General features: G+C 29.2%; 15 protein-coding genes. All 15 read right to left on the bottom strand.

The features are described from left to right. Window positions 1-521: 521 nt before the first annotated feature. Entirely contained in the window at window positions 522-2,558 is a 2,037-nt protein-coding gene (locus RDJ14_RS02225; RefSeq protein ID WP_308149741.1) for a PTS transporter subunit EIIC, read from the bottom strand. Between the two features lie 171 nt (window positions 2,559-2,729). Further along, window positions 2,730-2,957, bottom strand: coding sequence for a DUF1146 family protein (locus RDJ14_RS02220; RefSeq protein ID WP_308149740.1), 228 nt, complete (start codon window positions 2,955-2,957; stop codon window positions 2,730-2,732). A gap of 2 nt (window positions 2,958-2,959) precedes the next feature. Next, window positions 2,960-3,277, bottom strand: coding sequence for an ATP synthase F1 subunit epsilon (gene atpC / locus RDJ14_RS02215; RefSeq protein ID WP_308149739.1), 318 nt, complete (start codon window positions 3,275-3,277; stop codon window positions 2,960-2,962). 15 nt (window positions 3,278-3,292) lie between these two features. Then, window positions 3,293-5,005, bottom strand: a complete 1,713-nt coding sequence (atpD, locus tag RDJ14_RS02210; RefSeq protein ID WP_308149738.1) for a F0F1 ATP synthase subunit beta — start codon at window positions 5,003-5,005, stop codon at window positions 3,293-3,295. Between the two features lie 24 nt (window positions 5,006-5,029). Further along, window positions 5,030-5,878: an ATP synthase F1 subunit gamma gene (gene atpG / locus RDJ14_RS02205; protein WP_308149737.1), complete on the bottom strand. Its 849-nt coding sequence runs from the start codon at window positions 5,876-5,878 to the stop codon at window positions 5,030-5,032. A 26-nt stretch (window positions 5,879-5,904) separates the two neighbouring features. Next, window positions 5,905-7,488 carry a F0F1 ATP synthase subunit alpha gene (atpA, locus tag RDJ14_RS02200; protein ID WP_308149736.1) on the bottom strand — a complete coding sequence of 528 codons (1,584 nt, stop codon included), beginning with the start codon at window positions 7,486-7,488 and terminating at the stop codon, window positions 5,905-5,907. 12 nt (window positions 7,489-7,500) lie between these two features. Continuing rightward, the gene (locus tag RDJ14_RS02195) at window positions 7,501-8,043 is read right to left on the bottom strand and encodes a F0F1 ATP synthase subunit delta (RefSeq protein WP_308149735.1); all 543 of its coding nucleotides are present in this window, start codon (window positions 8,041-8,043) and stop codon (window positions 7,501-7,503) included. 19 nt (window positions 8,044-8,062) lie between these two features. Further along, window positions 8,063-8,590 (bottom strand): F0F1 ATP synthase subunit B, encoded by a 528-nt coding sequence (gene atpF, locus RDJ14_RS02190; RefSeq protein ID WP_308149734.1) that lies wholly within the window; start codon window positions 8,588-8,590, stop codon window positions 8,063-8,065. Window positions 8,591-8,623: 33 nt separating this feature from the next. Beyond that, window positions 8,624-8,905, bottom strand: a complete 282-nt coding sequence (gene atpE, locus RDJ14_RS02185) for an ATP synthase F0 subunit C (protein ID WP_308149733.1) — start codon at window positions 8,903-8,905, stop codon at window positions 8,624-8,626. Between the two features lie 24 nt (window positions 8,906-8,929). Then, on the bottom strand, window positions 8,930-9,685 hold the full coding sequence (locus tag RDJ14_RS02180) for a F0F1 ATP synthase subunit A (protein ID WP_308149732.1): 756 nt from the start codon (window positions 9,683-9,685) through the stop codon (window positions 8,930-8,932). A 32-nt stretch (window positions 9,686-9,717) separates the two neighbouring features. Beyond that, on the bottom strand, window positions 9,718-10,167 hold the full coding sequence (locus RDJ14_RS02175; RefSeq protein WP_308149731.1) for a hypothetical protein: 450 nt from the start codon (window positions 10,165-10,167) through the stop codon (window positions 9,718-9,720). Next, the gene (upp, locus tag RDJ14_RS02170) at window positions 10,142-10,786 is read right to left on the bottom strand and encodes a uracil phosphoribosyltransferase (protein WP_308149730.1); all 645 of its coding nucleotides are present in this window, start codon (window positions 10,784-10,786) and stop codon (window positions 10,142-10,144) included. Before upp ends, RDJ14_RS02175 begins: the two co-directional genes overlap by 26 nt. A gap of 200 nt (window positions 10,787-10,986) precedes the next feature. Further along, window positions 10,987-11,217, bottom strand: coding sequence for a hypothetical protein (locus tag RDJ14_RS02165; RefSeq protein ID WP_308149729.1), 231 nt, complete (start codon window positions 11,215-11,217; stop codon window positions 10,987-10,989). Window positions 11,218-11,318: 101 nt separating this feature from the next. After that, the gene (locus RDJ14_RS02160; protein WP_308149728.1) at window positions 11,319-11,792 is read right to left on the bottom strand and encodes a hypothetical protein; all 474 of its coding nucleotides are present in this window, start codon (window positions 11,790-11,792) and stop codon (window positions 11,319-11,321) included. A 245-nt stretch (window positions 11,793-12,037) separates the two neighbouring features. Beyond that, entirely contained in the window at window positions 12,038-12,613 is a 576-nt protein-coding gene (locus RDJ14_RS02155; protein WP_374047458.1) for an ATP-binding cassette domain-containing protein, read from the bottom strand. Window positions 12,614-12,797: the final 184 nt, after the last annotated feature.

Here is a 12,797-nt window from a genome sequence, read left to right as displayed (position 1 = left end):
CTATAAGAATTTTAAAATTAATTTTAGATAAGATTAACTTAGCAACTTTTAAGTATGGTACAATAAATTAAACTAAATTTATTTGATATGAGAAATATTGCTCTGTAAAAATAAATTTACACAAGATTCGGGACTTAACCTAGCTGTATATTGTCATTCACGATTTGGTTGTTTATACATTTCTTCAAATAAATTTTTCTTTTCTTGCAATGTTAAAATTTTATTACAATTAGTAATAACGGGTTTTACTAATGATTTACGTTTACTAGTTAAAATACCATAAAAAAGAAAATTATTTACTAAAAATTTTCTTTTTTGATTTTAGTGGTGCTATTAGCATTATTATTAAAAATAGTTGTTAATTCATTTATGGTATTAGTAAATTTATCCATTTTATGTTTCCTTTCAAATAATTTCTACTATAGATACTAATTACAATAATAACATTTTCTAAAATTAATACTTAAAAAATCTTCAAATGTATAAACAACATTTGAAGATTTTTAATAATAATTAATAATTTATTTTGGTGTTCAAGTTTTTAATAAATCATTTTTGATGTTACCTACTTGTGGACCATAGATTACTTGCACAGCTGTACCCTTTTTAAAGATACCTGCTGCTCCTGTTGATTTTAAGATTTTATCATCAACTTTAGTTTCATCAATAACCGTAACTCGTAGTCTTGTTGCACAATTATCTAAAAGTTTAACATTATCACGACCACCTAGACCTAAAAAAATATTTTCTAACATAACGTTATTTTTATCTTTTGAAGTTTTAACTGGTGCTTTTGTCATTTCTTCTTGTAACTGTGTATGCATAGAATCTGCACCATCAGCATAAATAATTTCTATTTTATTACCAGCTATTTTTACTGATTTAGTACCACTTAGTCTTAATAATGCTTTTGAAGATATATTAACATCTTTTAAAGTAGCTGTTAGTACTTTATCTTTAGCATCAATATCAACAATATTTAATGCTCCACCAAGTCCAAGTAATAAGTTACCTGCTTTTGTTTTTCCTTTTTTAGAAGATTTGTCCAGTGAAGCTTCAACACCTTGCATAGCAATGTTTGTAGCAAGTTCACCTTCTTCACGTCCTAAAGTTTTGTAGTTTCGTCACTTAATAATGTAATAGAAACCAAAGTAGTAAGCTGGTGCCATTATTAACCCTGTAACAAAGATTCAGTAGAATCCTGTTGCTTTACCAAGCGCAGCTGGTAAAATTCCGAAGAATGAGAAATCAATAAATCCAGCAGCAAACCCTTGACCGACAACAATATTTAGTAAGTATGCCATCATGAAACTAATTCCGGCCATAAAGGCATGGAAGGCAAAACATAACGGTGCCACAAACAAGAATGAGAATAGCATTGGTTCAGTAATACCTGTTAAGAATGAAGTTAGCGCAGCAGAACCTAAGATTCCACCAACCAGTTTTTTATTTTCTGGTCTTGCTAATTTTCACATTGCTAAGGCAGCAAATGGATAACCATACTGCATGAAAGCAAAACGACCACTCATAAACATTGTCCCTGGTGTTTGGTTCATATGACCAGTTGCTCCAGAAGCAAATTGAGCAAAGAAAATATTGTAAGCACCAACAAAAGTTTTACCAGTTTCATCAGTTCAAGTACCCCCAACTGATGTATATCAAAATGGTGTGTATTGTACGTGATGTAATCCTGTTGGGATTAATAAACGTTCAGTAATACCAAAGAACATCGCAATAAACGCTCCACCAACTGTTGGATGAAATGCTCCACCAGTTAATGACCCATCAGTCATTGTCCCTGTATTCATACCTGTTGATAATCCTTGACCTATGGCTTTAAATGCAACTAATAATGCTGGTCAAATAAAGAAGAACGCTAATCCCATCCCTAACCCAAGAAAAACAGCAAGAATTGGTACAAATCTTTCACCACCAAAGAAAGCTAATACTCTTGGCATACGGATGTTATAAGAACGATTGTGAACAATAGAAATTAATCATCCAACAAGAATACCACCTAAAACTGAAGTATCAATCGTTGGAAATAGTCCTAAAACATTACCAAATACTCCTGACTTATCATCTTTGATACTTGCACCACCACCTAAATTTCACGGATCAAATCCTAAAATTTCTGTGTCAGAATCATAAAAGAACAAACCATTAATAACTGATGTCATAACAGCAAACGTAATAAATCCAGATAACGCTGCTACACCTTTACTTGCTTTAACAAAACCAAAAGCAATAGAAATAGCAAAGATTAAACCTAAGTTTGCAAAAACAACATTACCTGCTGCTTGCATAATCCCAAAAATTCTAATCAATGCTGTTAAATGATCAGCGTTATGTAATTTCCCTAAAGCAGTAGCAACACCTCCACCAATACCTAATAATAGACCAGCAATTGGTAAAGTAGCAATTGGCAAGACAATAGCTCTTGCTAAATTTTGCATACGACCAAACATATAACCACCTAGTTTATTAAAAGAACCTTTAAAACTAAAACTAGGATTACTATCTCCAGATGAGTCTCTCTTGTGAAAAAATTTTTTCATTTTTTTCACCCCCTTTCTAACCTATTATAAAAAAGATTATACCTACACTTTTTTTGTTTAGCAATACCAATAAAGAAATATTATATATTTTTTTCAAAAAAACAGAAAAAATCCATTTTAAATGGATATTTATTATTATTTATAAAATTCAAGTTAAAACTACAATAATATCTAACTAAACCAAATATCTAAACCAATAAAATTAATAATTAAAGTACCGATACAATATGTAAAAACCAATGTTGTTAACATATATAATACTCATGCTTCTTTAACTCGATTATGATTTAAAAATTTATTAAAAGGAACTGATCTAATAGCAAAAGCACTAGCAATAAAACTAAAAAGATAAATTGATATTTCAATAACTCATTTAACTAAAGCAGGATCTTTAACCATAACTAAGCCCCACTAACACGTTTAATACGCTCATCTGATACTTGCGTTTCTTTTGCTTTTAAAATTGATGTATATTCAACTTTATCACTAATAATACGAACAGAGTGTAAATCTGTAACTAAAAGACCACCTGAAATTGTTAAATTACGTACTTTTTGTTTGGTTTTAAATGACATCTTAGAGATTTGAATATTAGCAATTAATGGTATGTGTCATTCAAAAATACCAATATAACCTTCCGTAGTTTTAACGTTAACTCATTGGACTTCACCATCAAAGAGAATACCGTTGGGAGTAATAATTTTTAAATTTAATGCCATATTATTCACCAACCATTATTTTAAATTTTTAGCTTTTTCAAGCACTTGGTCAATTGTTCCGACATATAAGAATGCTTGTTCTGGAATATCATCACATTTACCATCTAAAATTTCTTTAAAACTAGCAATTGTTTGTTCAATAGAAATATAAATTCCTTTTAGTCCAGAAAACTTTTCAGCTACATGGAATGGTTGTGAGAAAAAGTTACGTATTCTTCGAGCACGTGCCACTACTTTTTTGTCTTCTTCACTTAGTTCATCCATACCTAGAATAGCAATAATTGGTTCAAGTTCAGAAAAACGCTGAATCATTTCTACTACTCTTCGTGCTGTATCATAATGGTCTTGACCAACAATAGCAGGGTCTAGCATTCTTGAAGATGATTGTAACGGATGAACAGCTGGATAAAGTCCTAGAGCAGCAATATTACGGTCTAACACAATCTTAGCATCTAAGTGCGTAAAGGTTGTAGCAGGAGCTGGGTCAGTCAAGTCATCAGCAGGCACATAAACGGCCTGTACTGAGGTAATTGAACCACGTTTAGTTGAAACAATACGTTCTTGTAAAGCTCCCATTTCTGTTGATAAGGTTGGTTGGTATCCAACAGCAGAAGGCATTCTTCCTAACAAGGCTGAAACTTCACTACCAGCTTGTGTGAAACGAAAAATATTATCAATAAATAATAAAACATCTTGTTGTTTTTCATCACGGAAATATTCAGCAACTGTTAAACCCGTTAAAGCAACTCGCATACGAGCACCTGGAGGCTCAGACATTTGACCAAAAACTAAAGCTGTTTTATCAATGACACCTGATTCTTGCATTTCATAGTACAAGTCATTTCCTTCACGTGTTCGTTCTCCAACTCCAGCAAAGACAGAAATTCCACCGTGTTCTTTAGCAACATTATTAATTAGTTCTTGGATTAATACGGTTTTACCAACTCCAGCACCACCAAATAAACCAATTTTTCCACCCTTAGCATAAGGTGCTAGCAAATCAATAACTTTAATTCCAGTTACTAAAATTTCAGCTTTTGATTGAATTTCATCAAAACTAGGGGCATTGCGGTGAATAGGATAACGTAATTTAGATTTGATTGCTGGTTTTTCATCAATTACATCACCTAAAACATTTAAAAGACGTCCTAGAACTTCTTCACCAACAGGAACAGAGATAGGACCATCGAGGTCAATAGCATCTAAGCCACGACGTAATCCTTCAGTAGGTCCCATAGAGATACAACGTACGGTATCATCACCAATATGTTGTGAAACTTCAACAATTAATTCTTGACCTTGGTTGTCAATGCTAATAGCATTATTTAAATTAGGTAAACTGTTGTCATCAAAACGGATATCAATAACGGGTCCAGAAATTTTAGTAATTTTTCCAATATTTTTTTTGGGTGTAACTTTGACGCTATCTTTTGATTCAGTTTTAGATTTAACTTCAACAACTGGTTTTTTTTCAACTTTTTGCTTACTAGTATCTTTTGACTTTGTTTTCAAATCTAATTTTGATTTTGTTATCTTAAGTTCATTATCAACTGTTTTAACTAAAGTTTCAGGTTTACTTGTGTCAATGATTTCAACAGTCATTTTTTTATGATCAAAAATTGTTTGAAAGTTTTTTTCTTTAACAAAGGTTTTATTATTTTCTGGTAAAGTAGGATTTTCATATTTTTCTTTAGTTTGTTTTGTTGTTTTTGGTTTTATACTTGCCATTTTGCTCTTCTCCTTTAATTACTATTATGATTCTTGGGCATTGGCGCCACCAATAATTTCTGATATTTCTTGGGTAATAGCTCCTTGACGGGCACGATTATATGTCACTAGTAAATTATTTTTAATATCATTAGCATTATTAGAAGCATTTTCCATGGCTAATCTTCGGGATGCTTGTTCTGATATTTGTGACTCTACTAGAACACCATAAATAATTGAACCAACGTATAAGGGAATAGCACTAGCAATCACCGTTTCAGGGTCTGGTTCAAAATCAGTTTGAATTAGTGTTTTTTGATTAGTTTTAATAGGAACAATTGGTAGTAAATCAATAATAGTAGGAATTGTGGTAACAGTATTTACATATTTAGTATATGCAACTTTAATGCCATCAGTTTCTTTGTTATTGAATTTAGAAAGCAATAGTAATGATATTTCTTGGGAATCATTATATGAAGATTCAGTATTAAAATCAATATAACTTTGAATAATATTACAATGATGATTTGTGAAATACGAAACTCCCTTACTACCAATAATAACTATTTCATCTTGGGGTTGATACTGTTCCATTACTAATTTATTTAAATTATTATTAAAACCACCACATAGTCCCAAATTAGAATTAAAAATTAATCAAATGGTTTTATTAATTACTTGGTCTTTTGATTTTAAATAAATGGAATTATTTAGTTTAGGGATTAGTTGGTTAAAAGTATTATAAACTTCAGAATAGTAAGGTTTAATAACTTCAATTCTTTTACCAACTTTTTTTAATTTAGCAGTTGAAACTAATTGCATGGCTTTAGTTATTTTATAACTAATATTAACTGATTTAATTCGTTGACGAATTTGTTCCATGCTTTGTGCCATAAATTACGCCTTACCTTTCTGATTAATTATCTGAAGTTCTTAGTTAATTCTTCTCATTGTTCTGGATTACCATATAGTTTAGGATTATAGTTATTAAGTTTCTTAACTAAATTATAAACAACATTCATAATCCCTTCACTAATAGCTATTTGTAAATCAGGAGAAAATGCTTGCTCTTGTTGTAATTTTAAATAGTTTTTACGTTGTTGTTTTTGGAAAAAAAGAATAACTTCTTTTTTAAACGTATCCATCATTTCTACTGGTAATCATCTAGTAGCTTTATTTTTAACTGCTAATAAAATAATTGCTTGATCAATTTGACTTAACGGTTCATTTTGTTTTTGTTTTAAAATTTCAATTGAACGTTTTCCATGTTCAATAATCGCTCTAGTGTTTTCATCTAAATCAGAACCAAATCGCGAAAAGTCTTGTAATTCACGAAATTGGGCTAGTTCTAATTTTAACGTTCCACCAACTTGTTTAATGGCTTTAATTTGTGCTGATGAACCTACCCGTGATACTGATAAACCAACATCAACGGCAGGGCGAATTCCAGCATTAAACAATTCCGACATTAAAAAGATTTGACCATCAGTAATTGAAATAACGTTAGTAGGGATATAGGCAGAAATATCACCTGCTTGTGTTTCAATAATAGGCAAGGCAGTAATACTTCCACCACCATGTTTTTCATTTAAACGAGCTGCGCGTTCTAATAAACGTGAATGCAAGTAAAAAACATCTCCAGGATATGCTTCACGTCCTGGTGGTCTTCTTAATAGTAATGAAATAGCACGATAAGCAACGGCATGCTTACTTAAATCATCATAAACAATTAGTACATCTTGTCCTTGTTCCATTCATTCTTCGGCAATCGTAATTCCAGTATATGGAGCAATGTATTGAAGTGGTGCGACTTCACTAGCAGTGGCACAAACAATAGTTGTATATTCCATAGCGCCTAACTGTGTTAGTTTATCAACAATTTGGGCAACTGTTGATGCTTTTTGCCCAATGGCAACATACACGCATTTAACATTCTTACCTTTTTGATTAATAATTGTATCAATAGCAATTGTTGTTTTACCAGTTTGACGGTCACCAATAATCAATTCTCTTTGTCCTTTTCCAATAGGAATCATAGCATCAATTGATAATAGTCCGGTAGCTAATGGTTGTGAGACTGATTTTCTTGTCATAACTCCTGGTGCAATTCTTTCCACAGGACGAGTTTTTGTTGTTTTAATAGGTCCTTTACCATCAATTTTTTGACCTAAGGCATTAACAACTCGACCTAGTAAAGCATTACCAACTGGTGTTTCTACAACATTACCAGTTCTTTTAACACTATCACCTTCGCGAATTTCTGTATCATTACCCATTAACACCACACCAACAGCAGTTTCTTCTAAACTAAGAACCATACCATAGACATTACTTTTAGGGAATAACACTAATTCACCATTAATAGCCTTATCTAAACCATGAACTAAGGCAATTCCGTCACCCACAGTAACAACTGTACCTTCTTCATTGGCACTAATTTTTTTACCATAATTTTTAATTTGGGTTTTAATAATTTCTGAAATTTGATTAATATTTAGGGACACTTAATTTTACCTCTATTCATGATTTAGTAATTGTGATTTTAATCGTTCAATTTGACCTTTAATTGAACCATCAAAAACTTGATTTTGAACTTTAACTTTGATACCACCAATTAGTGATTCATCAACTTTGTTCACTACTTCAATTTTATAGTTAATAATTTTTTCAATCTTAACTTGAATTTTTTTAATTTGTTGTGATGAAAGTTTAACAACAGAATAAATAATTCCATAATGAATATCATGATATTCATTACAAATCTTACGAAATTCTTTAAGAATTAATCGCACATAACAAAACTGATGTTGGTCAATTAACAATAAGAAAAAATTTAATAAATAAGGCTCAATACGATTTTGAAACGTATCAATAATAATTGATTTTCTTAATTCAGTCGTTAAGTTACTACTGCTAGCAATGTCAATAAAATCTGGATAAGTAGCAAAGATATCAATTAATTGATTACTTTCTTCAGCAAATTTAGTAACTTTTTTTATTTCTCTTGTTAATTGAAAAAGACCATTGCTTCATTGATTAACTACATCTTCATCCATCATATTATCTTTCACCTACTGCTTATTTTAATTCTTTAATAAAGTCATCAATCAATTGTTCATGTTTTTTTGCATTAATTTCTGCACTAATAATTTTTTTAGCAGCTTCTAAAGCTATTTGTTTAATTTGTTCATTAATTTGGGCTTCTGCTTCTTTATGAATACGAATTAAATCACGTTTTGATTGATTAGTAATACGCATACTTTCATCTTGTGCTTTATCAATAATTTCTTTACGTTTGTTGTAGCCATCATTTTGAGCATTAACAACAATTTCTTGTGCTTCAATTTTAGCGGCTTTTAAAATTTGACTAGCTTCGCCACGATCTTGGTTAGCTAATGATTGTTTACTAGCAGCATCATCAAGTTTGTCTTTAATTGCTAAATGACGGCCGTGTAGTGCTTTACGAAAAGGAGCATATACTCATCTTCAAAGTACTAGTAATAAAATTACTGATGCAAAAATATGAGCTATAAATACAGGCAAGTTAGGAAATAGTTGGTTTACTATATCATCGCCAGAGACAATAGCATTAAAATTAAAATTCATAAAATTCACCTTCTTTAGTAACTATGTTATATTTTAACTTGCTACAAAAATTAAAATTAGTGAAACAACTAGGCCATAAATAGCACCAGATTCGGCAATAGCTGCACCAATAACAAATTGAGTTCTAATCTTTGATTCAACTTCAGGGTTGCGTGCTACAGCTTCTACAGCTTTACCAGCAGCAAAACCTTGACCAATTCCACTACCAGCACAAGAAATAGTTGATAATCCTGCTCCAACATATTTTAAATTTGTTAATCCATCTCCTGCTGCTAAAAAATTAAATCAGTGCACTAAGTGTGTTAATATTTCCATAATGATTTTCCTCTTTTTCTTTCTTTATTTATGTTTCATAACAAGGCGTTTTACATACATTTCATCATCAGAATCCATTTGCTCTTTTCGTAATTTCCTTGGTAACTTAACAGTGAGTTCACTTTTATGACTCGCTTCGTCCATTTGTAATTTCCAATAAACAAGCGTTAAAGTTCCAAAAATTAAAGCTTGAATACTTCCAGCAAATAAATCAAAATAAATATGCAAGAAAGGACCCATAACGCCAATCAATAAGTTCATTTGACCAATAATTGGTATCTCACCTCAAACCATACCAGTAACGCCATAAAGCATAGTTAGGATAATACTTCCTCCTAAAATATTACCAAATAAACGGAATGATAATGAAATTAAAGGTGCAAATTGAGTAATCAATTCTAAGGGATTAACAACAAACTTTTTAAAAAATAATAGTTTTTGAAATTTAATTCCAACAAAATAGATTCCAACAAATGTTACCATGGCCATTGACAAAGTAACTGTGTACATTGAAGATTGTGATTCAAAACCAATAATTGATAATCAATTACCGATCAAAATATAACCCATTATGTACAATAGATAAATTGTTAAGTTTTTATATTTGATACCAAGAACATCAACAACAATTTTTTCTACTGATTTGATAACTAACTCAACAACTAAAACAATCCCTCGCGGTTCTTCGTCAGCCTTCATACGTTTAACTTTGTAATAATAAATATAACTAACAATAACTATAAAGATAGTAGTTATAAAAATTGTTACAAGTTGGGGCATAATTTGGAGATAATTCCAACTATCTAGCCCTGCTAACAACTGCATGTAAATTCCTTCTTTTTATTTTTCTTTTGATATACACATAACTGTGCGGTAATGGTAGCTACCATTAATATTGACATTCCAACAATGGTTGTAATTAAATTAGCAAAATGAAAAAAAATGATTAAAACAATAATTGTCCCATAAACAATCATTCTTAATATGAAACCAAAATAAGCTAAAGTTTGTCAAAAAGATTTACCACTGGTTAATCATTTTGATGCTAAACATAGAAATCCAAAACCGATAACACTTCCTAAAAATCCAACATTAAAGCCACTAAACAATAATCAATATTGTACATTAATTATAACAGTTATGACTAATACAGTATTAATTAATAATCAATAACTGACCATTGTCGCTAATATTGCTAGAAAAAAATTATTTCTAACTTTAAAAGGTAATGTTTTTTTATTTAGTTCCGAAAATTCTGTCACCAGCATCACCTAAACCAGGAACAATGTAACCATTATCATTTAAATTTTTATCTAATGCTGCAATATATATTTTAACATCTGGGTTTTTTTGTTCAATTCTTTCAATAGCAACTGGTGCACCAACAATGGCAACTAAAGTAATGTGTTTAAATCCAACTTTTTTTAATTCTTTAATGGCAGCATTAGCAGTGCCACCTGTGGCAAGCATTGGATCTAAAATGAATACTAGTGCCTCATCCATGTTAGTAATATTTTTTGGATACTTAAAGAAATAATTATGTGGTTTTAATGTTTCTTCATTGCGATAAAGTCCGATATGACTAATAATAGCATTAGGTACTACATATTCAAAACCATTAGTCATTCCTAGACCTGCTCGTAAGATGGGACAAAGAATAATAGTTTTACTTAGCGTTTTACCAGTAACCTTAGTTATTGGAGTTTGGATTTCAATATCATCTACTGGCAAATCTTTAAATACTTCATAAGCCATTAAAGTAGCAATTTCGCTCAAGTTTTCTTTGAAATCTTTTTTTTGTGTATTTTGATTTCTAATTCTTGTTAGCTTATCTAGTATTAAAGGATGGTTTACAATAAATAAGTTTTTATTATTTTCCACTAAAAACACTCCTTCATTTTTTAATGTTTATATTTTAAAAAATAAAATATATACTAATATGAAATTTTACGCCTTTTAATTTATAAATCAATAAAATAATAAAATAATAAATAAAAGTATAAACTAAAACCCCTAAGAATGCATTAATAAAAATCAAATTTACTCTTAGGGGTTCATTCTTTGTTAAATTTCATATTTGTCTAAAAACTAATAAAATTAATTTTAGAAGTTGTCTTATTATTGTTATTGTCAAAATTATTACAATTAATTTTATTGGCATTAAATATATCAACTTTGACTTCGACAACTTCTTCTGCGCATAAATCAATACCAGAATCTGGTAACTGTTGTTCAAGACTTACTGAATTACCTTTATAGAATTCAATTTCTTCTTTTAAACCTCTACTAACATTATCAAAAGTGATTTTCATACTAATTTTTTCTTCGTTGTTTTTTTCTTGTATTTTTATATACTCTTGATTTTCGCTTTTTAGTTCTTCAATTTCTTTTGCGTTTTTCTTATTTATTTTTTCTAACTCATTAAGTTTGGCTTTGTTTTTTTCATTTTCTGTTTGTATATTCTTACATTCATTTTTTCATTATCCGATTTTAATCTATTATTTTCTGATTTAAATTCATTTTCTAAACGGTTTTTCATTGAATTTATAATATCTACTTCGTTTCTTCATTTTTCATTTACTGTAAAAATTGCTTCTTCTAATTTATCAATTTTTTTACTTATTTGTTTTTTTCTATTATAAAAACCTAAAGTAAAAATACGAGATAAAACATTTTTTCAGGTTTGATTTTTTTCTATTTTTAATAGTTCAATTTTTTGTTTTAGAGGTTGGGAAATATTATCTGTCAACAATTTTTCTTTTTCTTCAACTACTTTTATATAGTCATCTCATCTGTTTTCATTTTTATATTCTTCTAAAGAAGCAATTGTTTCTTTTAATGATTTTCAAGCTCATTCATATTCTTTTTTCAAAATTTCTTCTTCCATTATCTTTTCTCCTCTCATCATTTCAACATAAAAACCCATTTACTTTTAGATAAAGGCAATGGGTTAAAAACTATTATGTTGATTAGGTAAAGACTATCATATTTTCCATATTTTTCAACGTTTTTTCATAAAACATCATATTTACAAATTATGGATGTTGTTATATTATGATATCTTTATAAAAGAATAATAAAAAATAAATAAAAGGCATATCGTTTATTAATTTTAATAATCCTAATTTATTTTTATTCATTAGAATTAAAAATATGATAAATATCAGAAATTTGATCTTGATATTTTTCACATTTGGCAAGTGTAATTTTATTTTTGTATGCTATATAATTAATATCTTGAATTTTAGTATTAAGTTTTAATTGTAAAATAGTTTCATTATTTATTTTATCAATTTTAATAATTTGGACAATTTGGCTTTCTAATGCATCTAATATTTTTGTGAAATCATCTTTGGTAAAGGTTTTAATTACACAATAATTATCATTTTTATTAATGAATTCTTTAGTAATAACTTTTCCTTCATCTAAAATTAAAAATTCATCAGCAACATTAGCTAATTCATCAAGAATATGTGAAGAAATAATTACTGTCTTGTTTTGAGCTTTAAAACTCATGATTTTAGTAAAAAAAACAAAACGGTTATTGGGATCTAAATTAACGGTTGGTTCATCCATGATTATAATATTGGGGTCACCAATAAGCATAGCGTCAATCATTAATTGTTTTTGCATGCCACTAGATAATTTATTAGAGTTAATTTTAGCAATATTAGAAAAATCATATTGTTGTAAAATATTGTTTACTATTAATTTAGTTTGGGCTTTATTATTACCTTTAATAATAGCAATATGGGTTAAGTCTAAGATTGTGTGTAAATTTAAAAAAGTAATAAAAAATGAGCCATATACCCCTCCTTAACAAATATAATTAGTTTGAAAATAAAAACTAGATAGGATGAGAAATATATGACTCCATTAAATTTTACAATAG

This window comes from Spiroplasma sp. AdecLV25b (assembly GCF_030913225.1).
In the GTDB taxonomy this organism is placed as follows: domain Bacteria; phylum Bacillota_I; class Bacilli_A; order Mycoplasmatales; family VBWQ01; genus Spiroplasma_E.
Note: the sequence above shows the minus strand (reverse complement) of the source record. Positions and strands in the feature narration are given on the sequence as shown.